16 protein-coding genes are annotated in these 18,935 nt (G+C 71.7%); 11 read left to right on the top strand and 5 right to left on the bottom strand.

Annotation, left to right across the window (positions count from 1 at the left end; all coding sequences use genetic code 11):
• Nucleotides 1-47 precede the first annotated feature (47 nt).
• Genes AB0M83_RS34130 through AB0M83_RS34120 form a run of 3 tightly spaced genes read left to right on the top strand, consistent with a single transcriptional unit; the run spans nt 48 to nt 3,279 of the window.
• The gene (locus tag AB0M83_RS34130) at nt 48-725 is read left to right on the top strand and encodes a response regulator transcription factor (RefSeq protein WP_364523377.1); all 678 of its coding nucleotides are present in this window, start codon (nt 48-50) and stop codon (nt 723-725) included.
• Entirely contained in the window at nt 718-2,076 is a 1,359-nt protein-coding gene (locus AB0M83_RS34125) for an ATP-binding protein (RefSeq protein ID WP_364523375.1), read from the top strand. Before AB0M83_RS34130 ends, AB0M83_RS34125 begins: the two co-directional genes overlap by 8 nt.
• 45 nt (nt 2,077-2,121) lie before the next feature.
• The gene (locus AB0M83_RS34120) at nt 2,122-3,279 is read left to right on the top strand and encodes an acyltransferase (protein WP_364523373.1); all 1,158 of its coding nucleotides are present in this window, start codon (nt 2,122-2,124) and stop codon (nt 3,277-3,279) included.
• On the opposite strand, the gene ald is transcribed toward AB0M83_RS34120, so the two are convergent.
• Nucleotides 3,237-4,352, bottom strand: coding sequence for an alanine dehydrogenase (ald, locus tag AB0M83_RS34115; RefSeq protein ID WP_364523371.1), 1,116 nt, complete (start codon nt 4,350-4,352; stop codon nt 3,237-3,239). The genes AB0M83_RS34120 and ald overlap by 43 nt on opposite strands.
• Nucleotides 4,353-4,524: 172 nt before the next feature.
• On the opposite strand from ald, the gene AB0M83_RS34110 reads away from it, so the two are divergent.
• Nucleotides 4,525-5,457, top strand: coding sequence for a zinc-binding dehydrogenase (locus tag AB0M83_RS34110; RefSeq protein ID WP_364523369.1), 933 nt, complete (start codon nt 4,525-4,527; stop codon nt 5,455-5,457).
• 16 nt (nt 5,458-5,473) lie between these two features.
• Here the strand turns inward: AB0M83_RS34110 and AB0M83_RS34105 are convergent, their stop codons facing one another.
• Nucleotides 5,474-7,030, bottom strand: a complete 1,557-nt coding sequence (locus AB0M83_RS34105; RefSeq protein WP_364523367.1) for a helix-turn-helix domain-containing protein — start codon at nt 7,028-7,030, stop codon at nt 5,474-5,476.
• Nucleotides 7,031-7,080: 50 nt separating this feature from the next.
• On the opposite strand from AB0M83_RS34105, the gene AB0M83_RS34100 reads away from it, so the two are divergent.
• The gene (locus AB0M83_RS34100; RefSeq protein ID WP_364523365.1) at nt 7,081-7,701 is read left to right on the top strand and encodes a class I SAM-dependent methyltransferase; all 621 of its coding nucleotides are present in this window, start codon (nt 7,081-7,083) and stop codon (nt 7,699-7,701) included.
• On the opposite strand, the gene rdmE is transcribed toward AB0M83_RS34100, so the two are convergent.
• The gene (gene rdmE, locus AB0M83_RS34095; RefSeq protein WP_364523363.1) at nt 7,698-9,230 is read right to left on the bottom strand and encodes an aklavinone 12-hydroxylase RdmE; all 1,533 of its coding nucleotides are present in this window, start codon (nt 9,228-9,230) and stop codon (nt 7,698-7,700) included. The genes AB0M83_RS34100 and rdmE overlap by 4 nt on opposite strands.
• Before the next feature lie 164 nt (nt 9,231-9,394).
• Here rdmE and AB0M83_RS34090 point away from each other — a divergent pair, with 164 nt between their 5' ends.
• Together AB0M83_RS34090 and AB0M83_RS34085 are read left to right on the top strand one after the other, a co-directional pair.
• Nucleotides 9,395-10,705, top strand: coding sequence for a bifunctional o-acetylhomoserine/o-acetylserine sulfhydrylase (locus AB0M83_RS34090; RefSeq protein ID WP_364523361.1), 1,311 nt, complete (start codon nt 9,395-9,397; stop codon nt 10,703-10,705).
• Nucleotides 10,702-11,823: a homoserine O-acetyltransferase gene (locus tag AB0M83_RS34085; RefSeq protein ID WP_364523359.1), complete on the top strand. Its 1,122-nt coding sequence runs from the start codon at nt 10,702-10,704 to the stop codon at nt 11,821-11,823. Before AB0M83_RS34090 ends, AB0M83_RS34085 begins: the two co-directional genes overlap by 4 nt.
• Nucleotides 11,824-11,893: 70 nt before the next feature.
• Here the strand turns inward: AB0M83_RS34085 and AB0M83_RS34080 are convergent, their stop codons facing one another.
• Complete coding sequence (locus AB0M83_RS34080) at nt 11,894-12,394, bottom strand: hypothetical protein (RefSeq protein ID WP_155541161.1); 501 nt, start codon at nt 12,392-12,394, stop codon at nt 11,894-11,896.
• Nucleotides 12,395-12,440: 46 nt separating this feature from the next.
• On the bottom strand, nt 12,441-13,031 hold the full coding sequence (locus tag AB0M83_RS34075) for a TetR/AcrR family transcriptional regulator (RefSeq protein WP_364523357.1): 591 nt from the start codon (nt 13,029-13,031) through the stop codon (nt 12,441-12,443).
• A 195-nt stretch (nt 13,032-13,226) separates the two neighbouring features.
• On the opposite strand from AB0M83_RS34075, the gene AB0M83_RS34070 reads away from it, so the two are divergent.
• The 4 genes from AB0M83_RS34070 to AB0M83_RS34055 all read left to right on the top strand — a co-directional run bounded on the left by AB0M83_RS34070 (nt 13,227) and on the right by AB0M83_RS34055 (nt 18,889).
• A complete protein-coding gene (locus AB0M83_RS34070) occupies nt 13,227-13,997 on the top strand; it encodes an SGNH/GDSL hydrolase family protein (protein ID WP_364523432.1) in 771 nt (256 codons plus the stop codon).
• A gap of 136 nt (nt 13,998-14,133) precedes the next feature.
• Nucleotides 14,134-15,747, top strand: coding sequence for a carboxyl transferase domain-containing protein (locus tag AB0M83_RS34065; protein ID WP_364523355.1), 1,614 nt, complete (start codon nt 14,134-14,136; stop codon nt 15,745-15,747).
• A gap of 5 nt (nt 15,748-15,752) precedes the next feature.
• The gene (locus AB0M83_RS34060; RefSeq protein ID WP_364523354.1) at nt 15,753-17,738 is read left to right on the top strand and encodes an acetyl-CoA carboxylase biotin carboxylase subunit; all 1,986 of its coding nucleotides are present in this window, start codon (nt 15,753-15,755) and stop codon (nt 17,736-17,738) included.
• A complete protein-coding gene (locus AB0M83_RS34055) occupies nt 17,735-18,889 on the top strand; it encodes an acyl-CoA dehydrogenase family protein (protein WP_364523352.1) in 1,155 nt (384 codons plus the stop codon). The genes AB0M83_RS34060 and AB0M83_RS34055 overlap by 4 nt, the downstream gene beginning before the upstream one ends.
• The last annotated feature ends 46 nt before the right edge of the window (nt 18,890-18,935 follow it).

The raw sequence follows: 18,935 nt of genomic DNA, 5'->3' as shown, positions 1-18,935 counted from the left end.
GTCGCGGCTTCCCGGCTTCCCCGCACCCCTTGTGGCATCGTGACGCGGTGCGGATCTTGCTCGTGGAAGACGAACGGCGGCTTGCCGAAGCCCTGCGGGCCGGGCTGAGCGCCGAGGGCTATGCCGTCGACGTCGCCCACAACGGGCGGGATGCGCTCTGGCTCGCCACCGAACACCCCTACTCCGCCATCGTCCTCGACATCATGCTGCCCGGCCTGAACGGCTACCGCGTCTGCCGCCGGCTGCGCGACCAGGGCGACTCCACCCCCATCCTCATGCTCACCGCCAAGGACGGCGAGGACGACGAGATCGAGGCCCTCGACACCGGCGCCGACGACTTCCTGCCCAAGCCGTTCTCCTACGGCGTCCTGCTCTCGCGGCTGCGTGCCCTCATCCGGCGCGGCGGCGCCACCCGGCCGGGGGTCCTCAAACTGGGTGACCTCGAACTCGACCAGGCCGGCCGGACCTGCCGGCGCGGCGGCGCCGACATCACCCTCACCGGCAAGGAGTTCGCCCTCCTCGCCTACCTCATGCAACGGCCCGGGCAGGTCGTCACCAAGGCCGAGCTGCTCGACAACCTCTGGGACTTCGCCGCCTCCGCGACGGCCAACCTGGTCGAGGTCCACGTCAGCGCGCTGCGGCGCAAGATCGACGTGCCCTTCGGTGTCGAAACCATCCGGACGGTCCGCGGCGCCGGCTACCACGTGGTCGGCTCGGGTGCCTAGTTTCCCGCGCTCCACCCGGTTCCGCGTCGCGGTGACCGCCTTCGCCGCATCGGCGCTCGCGCTCGGGGCTGTGTCGGTGTGGTTCGTGCTCCAGGCCGAAAGCCGCCTGGAGAACGCCGCCACCCAGCTCGCCGGCGCCCACGCCGACGCGATCGTCCAGCTCCTGAACACCGGCGCCCGGCCCGCCGATCTGACGCTGCTCGTGCGTGACTCGATCTACGAGGTCACCGACCAGGCGGGCAAGAGTGTCGCGTCCTGCCCTGTCCTGCGCGAAGCCACGCTGGCTGCCTACGACACCGATGTCACGCTCGCGCCGTACGAGTTCGACCGCACCAGTCAGGCCTCCGTCGGGTGCGCCCCCGAACTCGGCGACCTCGACGAGTACCTCACCCTGCACGTCGTCCACGCCGACAGTGGCGACAGCAAGTACGACGTCTACGCCGGCGTCTCGATCGACCCCGAAGGCCAAGCCGCCGTCGACTCGGTCCGGACCGTGCTCACGGCGGGCGTCCCCGCGGTCGCGCTGCTCATCGGCGTGATCGCGTGGCTCGCCGTACGCCGCTCGCTGCGCCCGGTCGAGGCCATCCGCGGCGAGGTCGCCGAGATCGGCGCGCACGACCTGAGCCGCCGGGTCCCGGCTCCGCGCACCGGCGACGAGATCGCGCGCCTCGCCGGAACGATGAACACCATGCTCGCCCGCCTCGACGAGGCCGTCACGCGCCAGAGCCGGTTCACCTCCGACGCGTCACACGAGCTGCGCACGCCGCTCGCCTCCCTGCGGACGCAGCTCGAGGTGCTGCTGGCCCACCCCGACCGGCTCGACTGGCGGCACGCCTGCGAGAACGCGCTGCTCGACGTCACCCGCCTGCAGGACCTCGTCGCCGACCTCGTGCTGCTCGGCAAGCTCGACCACGCCGGGCCGGATCGCCTCGAGCCGGTGGCACTGTCCGAAGTGGTCGAAGCCGTCGTGGCCGGGCGGGAGAAGATCGACGTCGAGGTGACCGGGACGCCGGTGGTGCGCGGGCACCGGTCGCGCCTCGAACGGCTTCTCCGCAACCTCGTCGACAACGCCCAGCGGCACGCGGCCTCCCGGGTCGCCCTCGAGGTGTCGGCGGTGGACGGGTGGGCGGTGCTGTCCGTCACGGACGACGGGCCCGGCATCCCCGAAGCCGACCGCGAGCGCATCTTCGACCGCTTCGTCCGCCTCGACGACGCTCGCGCCAGTGACGACGGCGGATCCGGGCTGGGCCTGGCGATCGTCGCCGACATCGCCCGCGCCCACGGCGGCACGGCCGCGGTCGACGGCGGCAGCCGGTTCGTCGTGCGGCTCCCGGAGCTGAAGACGTCTTAAGCCCGCTTCAGGCTGCGTTCAGCGTCCAAGACTGACGCTGCGGCCATGATCATCTCTTGGCGGCCGCTCGAGCACGCCGAATACCGGTCGTCGTCGTGGTTCCCCGGCCTGACCGGCCTGCGCGCGCTCGCCGCGCTGGCCGTCGTGTTCTTCCACTACGGCGGGCCCGTCGTCGACCGGCTGCAGGGGTGGATCGCCGTCCAGCTGTTCTTCGTGCTGTCCGGCTTCCTCATCACCACGCTGGCGCTGCGCGAAGAGGACCGCACCGGCCGGATCTCGTTGCGCGGCTTCTACGTCCGCCGCGTCTTCCGGATCATGCCGGTGTACTTCCTGCTGCTCGGCCTGACGGCGCTGGCGGTGACGCTCGCCGGCACGTACCAAAGCAGCCGGCTCTCGGACGCGCTGCCGTTCTACCTGACGTTCTTCAACGAAGTCGTCGACTACAACACGCCGTACCCGACGTCGTGGTCGCTCGGCGTGGAGGAGAAGTTCTACCTCGTCTGGCCCGCGCTGCTCGTGCTGACGTCGTTCGCCCGCACCGGGAAGACCGCGCTGCGCCTGCTGATCGGCGCGGGCGCGGTGGGTGTCGTGCTCGGCGTGCTGCCGCTGGCGCCGGCGCACCAGTGGGCGAGCCTGACGGTGCACTACGGCTCGCTGGTCGTCGGCTGCCTGCTCGCGCTGGCGCTGCACCACCCGCGCGGGTTCGCGGTGCTGCGGCCGCTGACCAGCCCGGCCGTGGCGGTGCTGGTCGCACTGGGGTTCTGCGTGCTGCAGCTGTCGGTCAAGCCGCTGGGGCGGGCGCTCGGCGGGAGCTGGCAGTTCGTCGTCCCGATCTACGCGGTGGGCGCGGCCTTGCTGCTCGTGGCGGTGCTCGCGCGGGGGCCGGTGCGGCGGCTGCTCGCGAGCCGTCCGCTCACGTACCTCGGTGACCGGTCCTACGCCCTCTACCTGGCCCAGACCGGGGCCGCGGGCGTGACCGGGCTGCTGCTGCCGACGGGACTCGCGAAGGCCGTCGCGACCTCCGCTGTCGCGTTGCTCTTCGCGGGTGGCCTGCGGCGGTGGGTGGAGCTGCCCGCGATCGCGTTCGGCCGTCGGCTGGTGGCGAAAGGGGAGCGGGCCCCTGCCGGAGAACGACAGGAGCCCGCTCGGGTGGAACAGCGTCAGGCGAGGACGGTCTCCAGCGCCGTGTGCGGGAGGTCGTGAGCGACCGCGACCGGGCCGTTCGTCAGGGCGCCGGCGTGCGTGTTGAGGCCCTTGGCCAGCGCCGCGTCCGCCTGCAGCGCGGCCTTCCAGCCGTGCTCGGCCAGCTGGACCGCGTACGGCAGCGTGACGTTCGTGAGGCCGTAGGTCGACGTCCGGGGCACCGCGCCCGGCATGTTCGCGACGCAGTAGAAGACGGACTCGTGCACGGTGTAGGTCGGGTCGTCGTGCGTGGTCGGGCGCGAGTCGGCGAAGCAGCCGCCCTGGTCGATCGCGATGTCGACGAGGACGCTGCCGGCCTTCAGCCGCGAGACGAGCTCGTTCGAGACCAGCTTCGGCGCCTTGGCCCCCGGCACCAGCACCGCGCCGATGACCATGTCGGCCTGCAGCACGGACTCCTCGACCGACAGGCGGGTCGACGTCACGGTGCGGATGCGGCCGCCGAAGTCGTTGTCGATCTGGCGGAGGCGGTCGACGTTGGTGTCCAGGATCTCGACGTCCGAGCCGAGGCCCAGCGCGACGCGGGCGGCGTTGAGGCCCGCGACACCGCCGCCGATGACGACGACGCGCGCCGGGTGCACGCCGGGGATGCCACCGGGCAGCACACCGCGGCCGCCGCTCGGCTTCATCAGCGAGAACGCGCCGACCTGCGGGGCCAGCCGGCCCGCGACCTCGGACATCGGGGCGAGCAGCGGCAGCGCGCCGGAGGCGGTCTGCACCGTCTCGTAGGCGATCGCGGTGGTGCCCGCGGCCAGCAGCGCGTCGGTCAGCGGCCGATCGGCAGCGATGTGGAGGTAGGTGAACAGCACCTGGTCGGCGCGCAGCCGGGGGTACTCCTCGGCGATCGGCTCCTTGACCTTGAGGACCAGCTCGCCCTCGGCCCACGTCTCGTCGGCGGTGGCGAGGATCTTCGCGCCGGCGGCGACGTACTCCTCGTCGGAGATGGACGAACCGACCCCGGCGCCCGTTTCGACGAAGACGTCGTGCCCGCGGCCGACCAGCTCGTGCACCCCGGCCGGGGTCAGCGCGACCCGGTACTCGTGCTTCTTGATTTCACGGGGAACGGCGATACGCACGGTCGGCCTCCTGGGTCGGTCTGCGTCCGGATTCGGTGCGGTGGTGCCACTCACGGTGAACCACCCGGACGGCGGTGTCATCGTGCTGAGCGGACATTTTATCGACGCTTTCGTGGTGCTGGGCGGACAAGAACGTTGACTTCGACCGCGCTGGAGGTTGCAGCGTGCAGGAATGAGAGCTGTGTGGTTGCGGGAGTTCGGCGGGCCGGAAGCGCTGGAGCCGGGGGAGGCCCGGGACCCGGTTCCCGGGCCCGGTCAGGTGCTGGTCGAAGTGGCGTTCGCGAACATCACCTTCGTCGAGACGCAGGTGCGGTCCGGGACGGGACCGTTCCGGCCGGTGTTGCCGATCGTCCCCGGCAACGGCGTCGGCGGCGTGATCAGCGCGGTCGGCCCCGGCGCGGACCCGGGGCTCGCCGGGCAGCGGGTGGTGACGTCGACCGGCGGTTCCGGCGGGTACGCGCAGCGCGTCGCGGTGGACGCGGCGGCGGTGTTCGAGGTCCCGGACGCACTCGCGCTCGACGCGGCGGTGGCGCTGCTCGCGGACGGCCGCACCGCGACGGGGCTGGTCCACGCGACAAGGGTGCGGCCGGGCGATCGGGTCCTGGTCGAGGCGGCCGTGGGCGGCGTCGGCGGCCTGCTGGTGCAGCTGGCGAAGGCCGCGGGTGCTTCGGTGGTCGCCGCGGCGGGCGGGCCGGCGAAGGTGGCTTCGGTGGTGGGCGCCGACGTCGTCGTCGACTACCTGCTGCCGGACTGGCCGTCTTCGGCCGGTGAGGTGGACGTCGTCTTCGACGGCGTGGGCGGCGCGATCGGCACGGCGGCGTTCGGCCTGCTGCGTCCGGGCGGCCGGATGGCGATGTACGGCCTGGCGGGCGGTTCGTGGGCGCAAGTGTCCGAAGCCGACGCTGCGGCGCGCGGAGTTTCGCTGGTGCGCTCGATCGGGAGCCCGGAGGAGCTGCGGGCGTTCACGGAGTCGGCGTTGTCCGAAGCCGCCGCGGGGCGGCTGGTCCCGGTGATCGGCCAGCGGTTCCCGCTGGAGAAGGCCGCGGACGCCCACGCGGCAATGGAGTCCCGCGCCACAGTGGGCAAGACGCTGCTGGTCGCGTGAACGCCGGGTGGGTGCGTCAGCTCCAGCGCAGCGCGACGAGCTGGGTGATCAGGGCCAGCCGGACGTCGGGGTCGTCGAGGTCCAGCGGCACCAGTTCGAGGAGCTTGCGCATCCGGTACCGCAGGGTGTTCGGGTGGATCCGCAGCTCGCGCGCCGCCGCGCGCGGGTCGCCGGGGTGGCGCAGCCACTCGTAGAGCGTCTCGACGTACTCGGCCTTGCCCGTCTCGTCGTGCGCGCGCAGGGCGCCCAGCGGGCCGAGCTCCGCGACCTTCGCCCCGGCCGCCGCCGTCGCGCCGCGGTGCAGCGTCAGCGCCGTCCAGGCTTCGTCGAACGTGATCACGCGCTCGTCGAGGACCTCGGCGCGCAGCAGGCCGAGGGCTTCGTCGGCCTGACCGCGCGACGCCGAGAGGTCACCGATCTCGCCGGGTGCGCCTGCCGCGGCGCGCGCGGCGCCATTGCGCCGGGAGGGTCCCGTCCCGACGAGAGCGTCGCGTAGTTCCTCCCAGCCGCCGGGGCCCGGCCTGTCGGGAACCACGGCGTAGAGCAGCCCGCCCAGCTCGGTCGCCACCGGACGGCGCCCGATGCCCTGGGAGATCCGCTCGAGCAACGCGAGCCGCAGGCCCTCGGCGTCGCGGCCGTCGCCGCCGGTGACCTCGATGGCGACCACGCGGTGCGGCTCGTCGGAGAGGTCCAGCTCGGCCATCGCCTTGCGCGGGTTCGCCCGGCCTTCGAGCACGCCCCGCAGCAGTTCGGCCGACGCGCGACGCTGCGCGTCGGTGTGCGCGCGGCGGCGCAGCAGGTGCAGCGCGACGACCGGGGCGGCGTCGGCGAACGCGGCCGCGCGCTCGTCGGACACCGGCCCGGCGACGACCGCCCACATCGACCCGAGCAGCTCGCCGCCCATCCGGATCGGCACGATCAGCCGCGGCAGCGTGCCGTCGCGCTGGGCCGGGACGAAGATCGTCTGCCGGCCGCGCGACAGCTCGCGGAAGACCCCGCGCGAGCGGAACCGCGCGAGGACGTCGTCGGGGATGCGGCGGCCCATGATCGTGGCGACGCGGGCGGGGTCGGTGAGGTCCTGGCGCGCGGAGTAGGCGAGCACGCGGGAATTGGTGTCCTCGATGGTGACCGGGGCGTCCACGACGGACGCGACGGCGTCGGCGAGCCGGAAGAGGTCGCCGGAGCCGGGATCGAGGTCTTCGGACTCGTCGGCGAGGGCGTCGAGCACGGTCCGCAGCAGCCAGACGAGCTGCGCCCACGACGTCGCGGCGTGCACCTGGACGAGCGCGATCCCGCTGGCCTTCGCGGCGCGCTTGACGGCCGGCTTCGCGGCCAGCGGCGGCTTGAGCAACACGGCGGCGGCGCCCTGTTCGGCACTCCGCTTCACCAGCTGGGCCGCATCTTCGGGACCGGTGGTGGCGACCCCGAGCACGAGATCCCCGGCGGCGAGGGTGAGCGCCCCGCCGGGCTCGGCGATGACGACATCGGCGACGGCGGGCGAGTCGTCGGGCACCTGGAGCGCGTGGAGCAGCGTCGGCCCCACCCGGTCGACCACGCTGCGCACCGACACCACGGGCTCATTCTGGCCGAGAAACCCCTGGACGGCTCGGTAGGGTCGGACGGGTGAGCGACGCGCGGCGGATCGTCGAATCCGGCTATGACAGCTCGGCGGAGCGGTACCTGGAGTGGAGCGCGCGCATCGCGGACGATCCCCGGCTGCGCTTCCTGGCCGAGCTGACCGACCGGCTCACCGACGGCGCCGACGTGCTCGACCTCGGCTGCGGCGCGGGCGTGCCCTGCACGGCGTTGCTCGCCGAACGCCACGACGTCCTCGGCGTCGACATTTCGTCGGCCCAGCTCGACCTCGCGCGGCGCACCGTCCCCGGCGCGCGGTTCGAGAAGGCGGACATGGCCGCGGTGTCCTTTTCGGACGGCAGCTTCGACGCCGTCACGGCGTTCTACTCCGTGCTGCACGTCCCGCGTGAGGAGCAGGGCGCTCTTTTCGCGCGGATCGCGCGCTGGCTCCGGCCCGGTGGCTGGTTCCTGGCCGCGCTCGGCTGCAGCGAAGCTGACGGCGTCGAGGACGACTGGCTCGGCACGCCGATGTTCTTCAGCAGCCACGCCCCGGCGGAGAACCGGCGGCTCCTCGAAGCCGCCGGTTTCACGCTGGTCGTCGACGAGCCGGTGACCATGCACGAGCCGGAAGGACCGGCGACCTTCCACTGGGTGCTCGGCCGCTGCTAGCGCGACAGCACCGCGTCCAGCACCCGTCGCAGCTCGCCCGCCGGGTCGCCGGCCGGCTCCGGAGCCCGCCACGCGACGATGCCGTCCGGGCGCACCAGTGACGCGCCGCCCGCCGAGAGGCCGTAGCGCGAGGCGAACACCTCGTCGTCGATGACGTGGCAGTCGACGCCCGCGTCGGAAGCGGCCTGAGCCCACGTCGAGTCGTCGCCCGCGCAGAGCAGCACCCACGAGTGCCCCAGCAGGTCCACAGTGGACGCCAGGCCGGGCCCCCGGAACCCCGGCCGCCCGGTCGGCGCGTGGATGTCCTCGACGCGCTCGCCGTCGTCGGGCTCCTCCGAAAGCACCGCCGTCGAGCGGTAGCGGAACCCGAGGACGGCGTTCAGCGGGTCCTCCGGCCCGGTGATCCCCGAGACGTCGAGATCGGGGTGCATCCGCTGCTTCATGTTGTGCAGCGACGCGTCGATGATCATCCGCGCGATCGGCCGCCGCTCGGCCTCGTACGTGTCGAGCAGCGCCGGGCCCGCTTCGCCGCGCAGCACCGCGGCGAGCTTCCACGCGATGTCCGCGCCGTCGCCGACCGCCGTGTTGCCGCCCTGGCCGCCGGTCGGCGGCGTCACCTTCGCCGCGTCGCCGACGAGGAACACCCGGCCGGACCGGAACCGGTCGGCCAGCCGCGCGGCGATCTCCCAGGAGCCGGTCCAGACGATCTCCGGCTCCAGCTCCGGCAGGTCGGTCGCCGAGCGGATCATCGACACCAGCCGGTCGTGGCCGAAGTCGGCCGGGCTCTCGCCGCGGTCCGGGAAGTAGTCCGGCGCGAAGACGTACCGGTTCGGCACGTCGGTGTTGACCAGCCCGGCGGTGAAGTCCGGGTGCTGGAGGTAGAACAGGTCGGTCACGCCGGGCTGGACGCGGTCGCCGAGGTCGGCGTCGAACACGACGCCGAGGCAGTGGCTCAGCGCGTCCATCCCGGTGGTCCCGATGCCCAGCCGGGCCCGGATGCCGCTGCGCCCGCCGTCGGCGGCGACGACGTAGTCCGCGCGGACCACCGTCTCCTCGCCCGAGTCCCGGTGCCGCAGCGTCGCGGTGACGCCGTCGTCGTCCTGCGCCAGCTCGACGAGCTCGGTCCGGAACCGGACCCGTGCGCCGGCCTTCTCCGCGTGCGCGAGCAGGATCGGCTCGACGACGTCCTGCCCGGCCATGCCGGCGGGCATCGTCGTCGAGGCCGAGACGTCGAACTCGCTGCCGTCGTCGACGAGCCGGTGCAGGACGCGCCCGGCCAGGCTGGTCGCGACGGTGATCCGCAGCCCCTGCGACGCCCGCGGGCTCACGTCCAGGACCTCGCGGTCGATTCCTGCCCAGTGGAACAGCTCCATCGTGCGCCAGTTCTGCCCGGCGGCCCGCGAGTGGACCGACGTTCCGGCGTGCCGTTCGACCGTCAGGACGTCCACTCCCTCCCGCGCCAGGAACAGCGACGCCGACAGCCCGCCCAGCCCGGCCCCCACGACCAGCACCTGCACCCGCTCCGTCATGATTTCCTCCCGGTCCGTAAATCTCCCTGTCCAAATATCTTAGGAGCAAAGATATCTTCGGCGCAAGAGCGGTACGCTCCCAGGACGTGGGAACGGTTGGGTACTCCGTTCGGCCCAAGTAGCTTCGAGCCGGACGAACCCCTTGAGCCGCAAGGAGAAAACCGATGAGCGCGGACGACACCTCGGCGTGGTCCTTCGAGACCAGGCAGATCCACGCGGGCGCCGCGCCGGATCCGGCCACCGGCGCGCGGGCGACGCCGATCTACCAGACGACGTCGTACGTCTTCCGCGACAGCCAGCACGGCGCCGACCTGTTCAGCCTCGCCGAGCCCGGCAACATCTACACGCGGATCATGAACCCGACGCAGGACGTGCTGGAGCAGCGCGTCGCGTCACTCGAAGGGGGCGTCGCGGCGCTGGCGTTCGCGTCCGGCTCGGCCGCGACCACGGCGGCGATCCTCAACCTCGCGGGCGCGGGCGACCACTTCGTGTCCAGCCAGTCGCTCTACGGCGGCACCTACAACCTCTTCCACTACACGCTGCCGAAGCTCGGCATCGAGGTCACGTTCATCGACGACCAGGACGACCTCGAGCAGTGGCGCGCCGCCGTCCGGCCGAACACGAAGTTCTTCTTCGCCGAGACGCTGGCCAACCCGGGCAGCAACGTCCTCGACATCCGCGGCGTCGCCGACGTCGCGCACGAGGCCGGCGTCCCGCTGCTGGTCGACAACACCATCCCCACGCCGTACCTGGTGCGCCCGATCGAGCACGGCGCCGACGTCGTGATCCACTCGGCCACCAAGTACCTCGGCGGCCACGGCACGACGATCGCCGGCGTCTTCGTCGACGGCGGCACGTTCGACTTCGGCAAGGACCCGGCCAAGTTCCCGGGCTTCACCGAGCCCGACCCGAGCTACCACGGCCTGAAGTACTGGGAGGCGCTCGGCCCGGGCGCGTTCGCGGCGAAGGCGCGCGTGCAGCTCCTGCGCGACACCGGCGCGGCGATCGCTCCGCTGAACAGCTTCCTGATCCTGCAGGGCATCGAGACGCTGTCGCTGCGCATCGAGCGGCACGTGTCGAACGCCCAGGCGCTCGCCGAGTGGCTCGAGCGGCGTGACGAGGTCGAAAAGGTGTACTACGCCGGCCTGCCGTCCAGCCCCTTCTACGAGGCCGGGCAGAAGTACCTGCCGCGCGGCGCGGGCGCGGTCCTGTCGTTTGACCTGCGCGGCGGCGTCGAGGCGGGCCGGAAGTTCGTCGACGGCACCGAGCTGCACAGCCAGCTGGTGAACCTCGGCGACGTCCGCAGCCTGATCGTCCACCCGGCGTCCACCACGCACAGCCAGCTCGCACCGCAGGAGCAGCTCGCCAGCGGCGTCACGCCGGGCCTGGTCCGGATCGCCGTCGGGCTGGAGGGCATCGAGGACCTCAAGGCCGACCTGGAGGCCGGATTCCGGGCGGCCAAGGCGGAACTGTGACGGCTGGACCCGTCACCGGCGCCTGGCGGATCGGTGATCCGCCGGGCCGCCGGAAGTTCGTCACCGGCCCCGGCGCGCTCGCGCTCGAGGCCGGTGGCGTGCTGCCCGCGTTCACCCTCGCCTACGAAACCTGGGGGACGCTGAACTCCGACGCGTCGAACGCGGTCCTCGTCGAGCACGCGCTGACCGGCGACAGCCACGCGGCCGGGCCGCTCGTGCCGGGGCACCCCAGCGCGGGCTGGTGGGACGGGCTGATCGGGCCCGGGAAGGCCCTGGACACCGACGAGTTCTTCGTCGTGGTCCCGAACGTGCTGGGCGGGTGCCAGGGATCGACGGGCCCGTCGTCCCCGGATCCCGACGGGACGCCGTGGGGCAGCCGGTTCCCGGTCGTGACCGTGCGGGACCAGGTGGCGTCGGAGGCGGTCCTGGCCGACCACCTGGGCATCACGCGGTGGGCGGCCGTCGTCGGCGGGTCCATGGGCGGGATGCGCGCGCTGGAATGGGCGGTGACGTTTCCCTCGCGCGTGGCGTCGGTGCTGGTGCTGGCGTCGACGGCGCGGGCGTCGGCCGAGCAGATCGCCTGGGCCGCGCCGCAGCTGCACGCCATCCGCAGTGACCCGTTCTTCCACGGTGGTGACTACTACTCGGCGCCGGCGGGGCCGTTTCGGGGACTCGGTATCGCGCGGCGGATCGCGCACGTCACCTACCGCAGCGAGCCGGAGCTGGCCCAGCGGTTCGGCCGCTCGTACCAGGGTGACGAAGACCCGTTGCGGCGCGGCCGGTTCGCCGTCGAGTCCTATTTGGACCACCACGCCGAAAAGCTGGCGGGCCGGTTCGACGCGAACAGCTACCTGGTGCTGACGGAGTCGATGAACACCCACGACGTCGGCCGCGACCGCGGCGGCGTCGCGGCGGCGTTGGGCAGGGTGACGGCCCGCGCGGTGATCGGCGGGGTGGACAGCGACCGGCTGTACCCGCTGTACCAGTCGGCGGAACTCGCCGAGGGGATCCCGGGCGTGTCGGAGGCGTCGGTGGTTTCCTCGCCGTACGGCCACGACTCGTTCCTCATCGAGACCGGTCAGATCGCGTCCTTGGCGAAGGCGCTGCTGGGTCGGTGACGCGTTCTCCCCGGCGCGGCGGGCCGGCTGAGCTGTACCTGGCCCCGACCGTCCGTTCGCCGCGGCCGGCCTAGTCCGAGACGGCTTCCGAGATCCAGGGCGCCACCGGGAGGTCCCGGTCCAGGCACTCGACCGACAGCCGGATCGTCCACCGCAGCGCCTGCAGCACCAGGCTGTCCACCTCGTCGGGCGCCGCGTTGGCCAGGGCGATCTCCACCTGCTCCTGCGCCGCCTCGGTGTTGCCGTGGACCTCCGCCAGCAGCGTGCGGACCGCGGTCCGGACCGGCGGGTCGGCCTGGTCGATCGAGACCTCTTCGCCGTCTTCGTCGAAGACCTGGACCTTCACCGGTGCGCTGCCGCCGTCGCCGAGGGTGGAGACCATCGCGCTGCACTCGCCGAACAGCAGCAGCATCAACGCCTTCGTCTCGTCCGCGCGGGCCTGGGGTTCGGCGGCCGTCGGCGCGACCTCGACGAGGGCTTCGGCGTCGTCACCGAGGCTCAGCGCCGTCAGTGCGCGCTGAGCCTTCTCGACGAGCTCCTGCTCGTTCCAGTCCGCATCCACGTGCCCCATCAAACACCAGCGACGGCGATCGTGGGGATACCTTGATCCGGGTCGGTCATCGGGCGGCGCGGAGGGCACCCAGTGCGAGCCGGGAGAGCAGCTCGGCGAGCTCCGAGTCACCGAGATGGCGGTTGTACGGCGTCGAGTTGATCAATCCGAACACCGCGTGCGCCGCCGACCGCGCCTGCAGTTCTCCCAGCTCCGGGAGGGCTTCGCGGATCGCCCGGACCCACACCTCGACGTACTGGCGCTGCAGCGCGCGCACCTGCTTGCGGTCGGCGTCGGTGAGGTTCGCCAGATTGCGCTCTTGAACAGTGATCAACGACGGATGGGCGAGCGCGAAGCCGACGTGGAACGCCACGAGCCCGGCCAGCGTGTCGTCCGCGTCGCCGGGCCGGCTCGCCCACCTCGTGCCGCCCTCGAGCAGGTAGCGGCTGATCGAGTTCAGCATCTCGCCGAGCATCGCGTCCTTGCTGCGGAAGTGCCGGTAGAGCGCGGGCCCGGAGATCCCGACGGCGGCGCCGATGTCGTCGATCCCGACACCGTGGAACCCGTGGTGGGCGAACAGCTCGGCGGCCGCGGACAGGATCTGCTCGCGTCTGTTGGCCTTCTCGCCGTTCACTAGAGGAGTGGGGTTGGCCGGCATCCGGCCATATTAGAGCCGCAGGTTAGCGAGCGCTAACACTGTTCCCGTCTTCCGGCGTGAGCCGAGTGGGTTACTTACAGGTAACTAGGGGTTCCTCGTGGAGCTTCCACATGCTGTGCTTTTGGGGTCGGTTCTGTCACAAAGGAGTGGCCCATGGGGGTTCCGATCCGTCTGTCGCGACGGTTTCTACTGAGGTTGAGCACGGCTCTCGGGGCCGTCGTCCTGTCCACTCTCGGCGTCACGGGCCTCGCCCACGCCGCCGGGACCGTCTACGCCGCGCTCGGCGACTCCTACTCCTCGGGAGTCGGGGCCGGCAGCTACGGCAGTTCCGGGAGCTGTTACCGCAGCTCCAACTCCTACCCGCAGCTGTGGACCAACGCCCACAGCGGCACGTCGTTCACCTTCCTGGCCTGCTCCGGTGCCAAAACCGGGGACGTCATCAGCCAGGCGAACTCCATCCCCTCCAACGCGACCCTGGTCACGGTCACCGTGGGCGGCAACGACGCCGGCTTCAGCGACGTGATCCAGACCTGCACCCTCGGCAGCGACGCGACCTGCACGGCCCGCGTCAACACCGCGAAGACCTACGTCAACAACACCCTGCCCGCGTTGCTGACCAACACCTACAACGCGATCAAGGCCAAGGCTCCGGGCGCCAAGCTCGTCGTCCTGTCCTACCCGCGCTTCTACACCGTGCCCGGCTCCTGCTGGGTCGGGCTCAGCGACACCAAGCGGTCCGCGATCAACTCCGGCGCGGACACCCTGGCGTCGGTGATCCAGTCCCGGGCGGCGTCGGCGGGCGCGACGTTCGTCGACGTCCGGTCGTCGTTCGTCGGGCACAACATCTGCTCTTCGGCTGACGACTACCTGCACAGCCTGACCTGGCCGGTGATCGAGTCCTACCACCCGACCGCGGCCGGTCAGTCGGGCGGCTACTACGCCCCGCTGCGGGGCGCCATCGGCTGAACCCGGTCCCCTCCGGTCGTGAAGGCCATCCCGGCGTGCCCGGGGTGGCCTTCACGGCGTCCGGCGACTGGACACCCACGTTAGCGGTCGCTAACATCGAGCCGGAGGTTAACGACCGCTAACGTCGAGGGAGCCCATGGACACGCCGGCACTGGGGACGTCTGCTGCCCCGGACAGCGAGGCCTACGCCCGCAACGCCACATCCCACGCGGAGCTGGTCGAGGACCTCCGCAAACGCTTGTCCGCCGCCCGCCTCGGCGGCCCCGAGAAGTCGCGCACGCGGCACGTCGAACGCGGCAAGCTGCTGCCGCGCGACCGCGTCGACACGCTGCTCGACCCGGGTTCGCCCTTCCTGGAGCTCTCGCCGCTGGCCGCGAACGGACTGTATGACGACGAGGCGCCGTCCGCCGGGATCATCACCGGCATCGGGCGCGTCTCCGGCCGCGAGTGCGTGGTCGTCGCCAACGACGCCACCGTCAAGGGCGGCACGTACTACCCGATGACGGTCAAGAAGCACCTCCGCGCCCAGGAGGTCGCGCTCCACAACAACCTGCCGTGCGTCTACCTGGTGGACTCCGGCGGCGCGTTCCTGCCCCGGCAGGACGAGGTCTTCCCGGATCGTGAACACTTCGGCCGGATCTTCTACAACCAGGCGACGATGTCCGCGCGCGGCATCCCGCAGATCGCCGCGGTGCTCGGCTCGTGCACCGCGGGCGGGGCGTACGTCCCCGCGATGAGCGACGAGGCCGTGATCGTCCGGAACCAGGGCACGATCTTCCTCGGCGGCCCGCCGCTGGTGAAGGCCGCGACCGGCGAGGTCGTCACGGCCGAGGAGCTCGGCGGCGGCGACGTGCACTCGCGCCAGTCCGGCGTCACCGACCACCTGGCCGACGACGACGCGCACGCGCTGCGGATCGTCCGCCAGATCGTCTCGACGCTCGGCCCGCGCACGCCGCGTCCGTGGGACGTCCTGCCGACCGAAGCGCCGGCCGTCGACCCCGCCGAGCTGTACGGCGTGGTTCCGACCGACCCGCGCACGCCGTACGACGTGCGCGAGGTGATCGCCCGGATCGTCGACGGCAGCCGGTTCGGCGAGTTCAAGAAGGAATACGGCTCGACGCTGGTCACCGGGTTCGCCCGGATCCACGGCCACCCGGTCGGCATCGTCGCGAACAACGGCGTGCTCTTCGCCGAGTCGGCGATGAAGGGCGCGCACTTCATCGAGCTGTGCGACAAGCGCTCGATCCCGCTGCTGTTCCTGCAGAACATCACCGGCTTCATGGTCGGGCGCGCGTACGAGGCCGGCGGCATCGCCAAGCACGGCGCGAAGATGGTCACCGCGGTGGCCTGCGCGCGGGTGCCGAAGTTAACGGTCGTTATCGGCGGGTCGTTCGGGGCCGGCAACTACTCGATGTGCGGCCGGGCGTACTCGCCGCGGTTCCTGTGGATGTGGCCGAACGCGCGGATCTCGGTGATGGGCGGCGAGCAGGCGGCGTCGGTGCTGTCGACCGTCCGCCGCGACTCGATCGAAGCCCGCGGCGGCGAATGGTCCGCCGAAGACGAAGAGGCGTTCAAGGACCCGATCCGCGAGCAGTATGAGGCGCAGGGCAGCCCGTACTACTCGACGGCGCGGCTGTGGGACGACGGCGTGATCGACCCGGCGGACACCCGCACGGTGCTCGGCCTCGCGCTCTCGGCCGCGGCCAACGCGCCCCTGTCCGATGTCAACTACGGCGTCTTCCGGATGTGAGGCAGATGTTCGACTCAGTGCTGGTCGCGAACCGCGGCGAGATCGCGGTCCGGGTCATCCGCACGCTGCGGGCGCTCGGCATCCGCGCGGTCGCGGTGTACAGCGACGCCGACGCCGACGCGCGGCACGTCCGGGAGGCGCACACCGCCGTCCGGATCGGCCCGGCCGAGGCTTCGAAGAGCTATCTGTCCATCCCGGCCATCGTGGACGCCGCCGTGTCGACGGGGGCGCAGGCCGTGCACCCGGGCTACGGCTTCCTGGCGGAGAACGCGGAGTTCGCGCGGGCCTGCGAGGCGGCCGGGCTCGTGTTCATCGGCCCGCCGGTCGCGGCGATCGAGGCCATGGGCGACAAGATCCGCGCCAAGGCGACGGTGTCGAAAGCCGGGGTGCCCGTCGTGCCCGGCGCGTCCGACGTGGACATCCCCGCCGGCGGCTTCGCCGAGGCGGCCGCGAAGGTCGGCTACCCGCTGCTGCTGAAGCCGTCCGCCGGGGGCGGTGGCAAGGGCATGCGGCTGGTCCACGAAGAGTACGAACTGGATGCCGCCATCGAGTCGGCGCGGCGCGAGGCCAAGGGATCCTTCGGCGACGACACCCTGCTGATGGAGCGGTTCGTCACGACGCCGCGGCACATCGAGATCCAGGTCATGGCCGACAAGCACGGCAACGTCATCCACCTCGGCGAGCGCGAGTGCAGCCTGCAGCGGCGGCACCAGAAGATCATCGAGGAAGCGCCGTCGGTGCTGCTGGACGAAGCCACGCGCGAAAAGATGGGCTCGGCGGCAGCCGAAGCCGCGCGCTCGGTCGGGTACGTCGGCGCGGGCACCGTCGAGTTCATCATGTCGGCGCACGACCCGGACGAGTTCTTCTTCATGGAGATGAACACCCGGCTGCAGGTCGAGCACCCCGTCACCGAGCTGGTCACCGGCCTCGACCTGGTCGAGTGGCAGGTCCGGGTGGCGGCGGGGGAACACCTTTCCGTCGCGCAGGAAGACGTCGTCCTGACCGGACACGCCGTCGAAGCCCGCGTGTACGCCGAAGATCCGGCACGCGGGTTCATTCCGACCGGCGGGACGGTGCTGGCGGTGCACGAGCCGGCCGGCGACGGCGTCCGCGTCGACTCGTGGATGACGCGCGGCGCGGTGATCGGTTCGAACTACGACCCGATGCTGGCCAAGGTCATCGCGTGGGGCCCGGACCGGGCGGCCGCGCTGCACCGGCTGGACCGGGCGCTGGCCGACACGGCCGTGCTCGGCGTCGGCACCAACACGGCGTTCCTGCGCGGACTGCTGGCCGATGACGACGTCCGCGCCGGCCGGCTCGACACCGAGCTGGTCGACCGGCGGCTGTCCACTTTGGTCTCCTCCGACGTGCCGTCCGAGTTCTTCGTCGCGGCCGCTCTGGACCGGTTCCTGGAACTGCAGCCGCCGGGGCCCGTCGTGGACCCGTGGGACGTGCCGGACGGCTGGCGGATGGGCGGGTCCGGCGGAGTGACGTTCCGCTTGAAGTCGGGGCAGGTCAAGGCCGTCGTCCGGGTGCACGGCACGCCGTCCGACGCGACGGTCGTCGTCGACGACGCCGAACCGGTCCGGGTTTCGGCCCGGCGCGACGGCGACGTGCTCGAGATCCGGCACGCCGGCGGGTTCGACCGGTACCGGCAGGCCTGCGGCCCGGATCGGACGGTCTGGCTCGCCCGCGACGGACTGAGCTTTCCCTTCGGGGAGCAGGAGTTCGTGCTGTCGTCGCGCGGCGAGGCCGCCGGGGCCGGGCCGGTCACCAGCCCGATGCCGGGCACGGTGCTCGTGGTGAAGGTGGCCACGGGTGACGTCGTGCGCGCCGGGACGCCGTTGCTGGTGGTCGAAGCGATGAAGATGGAGCACACGGTCACCGCGCCGATCGACGGCGTCGTCAGCGAACTCCCCGTCCGGGCCGGCCAACAGGTCGCGCTGGACGAAACCCTTGCCGTCGTTAAGCCCCAAGAGGAGCAGCAGTGATCGACTTCCGCCTGGACGAGGAATACGAGTCCCTTCGCAAGACGGTCGAGGACTTCGCGCACGCCGAGGTCGCGCCGGTCATCGGCGAACTGTACGAGAAGGAAGAGTTCCCGTACGAGATCGTCGCGAAGATGGGCGAGATGGGCCTGTTCGGCCTGCCGTTCCCCGAGGAGTTCGGCGGCATGGGCGGCGACTACTTCGCGCTGTGCCTGGTGCTGGAGGAGCTGGCCCGGGTCGACTCGTCGGTCGCGATCACCCTGGAAGCCGGCGTTTCGCTCGGCGCGATGCCGATCTTCCGCTTCGGGACGCAGGAGCAGAAGGAGAAGTGGCTCCCCGACCTGTGCGCGGGCACGGCGCTGGGCGGCTTCGGCCTGACGGAACCGGGCGGCGGTTCGGACGCGGGCGCGACCCGCACGCGTGCGCGTCAGGACGGCGACGACTGGGTCATCAACGGCAGCAAGGCGTTCATCACCAACTCGGGCACGGACATCACCCGCCTGGTCACGGTCACCGCCGTGACGGACGTGATGGAGAACGGCCGCAAGGAGATCTCGGCGATCCTCGTCCCGTCGGGCACGCCGGGCTTCGAGGTCGCGCCGAAGTACTCCAAGGTCGGCTGGAACTGCTCCGACACGCACGAGCTGTCCTTTTCGGACGTTCGGGTCCCGGCGGAGAACCTGGTCGGCACGCGCGGCCGCGGGTACGCGCAGTTCCTGTCCATTCTGGACGAAGGCCGGGTCGCGATCGCCGCGCTGTCAGTGGGTCTGGCGCAGGGCTGCGTCGACGAGTGCCTGCGGTACGTGAAGGACCGCGTCGCGTTCGGCAAGCGGATCGGCGAGTACCAGGCGATCCAGTTCAAGATCGCCGACATGGAGGTTCGCACGCACACGGCCCGCCTGGCGTACTACCAGGCGGCGTCGAAGATGCTGCGCGGCGAGCCGTTCAAGAAGGAGGCGTCGATCGCGAAGCTGGTGGCCTCGAACGCGGCCATGGACAACGCGCGCGACGCGACCCAAATCTTCGGTGGGTACGGATTCATGAACGAGTACCCGGTGAGCCGCTTCTACCGCGACGCGAAGATCCTGGAGATCGGCGAGGGCACGAGCGAGGTCCAGAAGATGCTGATCTCGCGCCACCTCGGGGTCGCCTGAAAGCCGTGAAGGCCTCCTTCCCGGCTCTCACGGCCGGTAAGGAGGC

It is taken from the genome of Amycolatopsis sp. NPDC051106 (genome assembly GCF_040682775.1).
GTDB lineage: Bacteria > Actinomycetota > Actinomycetes > Mycobacteriales > Pseudonocardiaceae > Amycolatopsis.
The sequence above is the reverse complement of the archived record's forward strand: the minus strand, read 5'-3'. Positions and strand labels throughout refer to the sequence as shown.

Excerpts from the sequence above, each read along its gene's own strand:
- AB0M83_RS34060 (WP_364523354.1), top strand. The coding sequence starts at position 15,753 with ATGTTCGACTCAGTGCTGGTCGCGAACCGCGGCGAGATCGCGGTCCGG.
- AB0M83_RS34075 (WP_364523357.1), bottom strand. The coding sequence starts at position 13,031 with ATGCCGGCCAACCCCACTCCTCTAGTGAACGGCGAGAAGGCCAACAGA.
- AB0M83_RS34080 (WP_155541161.1), bottom strand. The coding sequence starts at position 12,394 with ATGGGGCACGTGGATGCGGACTGGAACGAGCAGGAGCTCGTCGAGAAG.
- AB0M83_RS34065 (WP_364523355.1), top strand. The coding sequence starts at position 14,134 with ATGGACACGCCGGCACTGGGGACGTCTGCTGCCCCGGACAGCGAGGCC.
- AB0M83_RS34110 (WP_364523369.1), top strand. The coding sequence starts at position 4,525 with ATGAGAGCTGTGTGGTTGCGGGAGTTCGGCGGGCCGGAAGCGCTGGAG.
- AB0M83_RS34090 (WP_364523361.1), top strand. The coding sequence starts at position 9,395 with ATGAGCGCGGACGACACCTCGGCGTGGTCCTTCGAGACCAGGCAGATC.
- rdmE (WP_364523363.1), bottom strand. The coding sequence starts at position 9,230 with ATGACGGAGCGGGTGCAGGTGCTGGTCGTGGGGGCCGGGCTGGGCGGG.
- AB0M83_RS34120 (WP_364523373.1), top strand. The coding sequence starts at position 2,122 with ATGATCATCTCTTGGCGGCCGCTCGAGCACGCCGAATACCGGTCGTCG.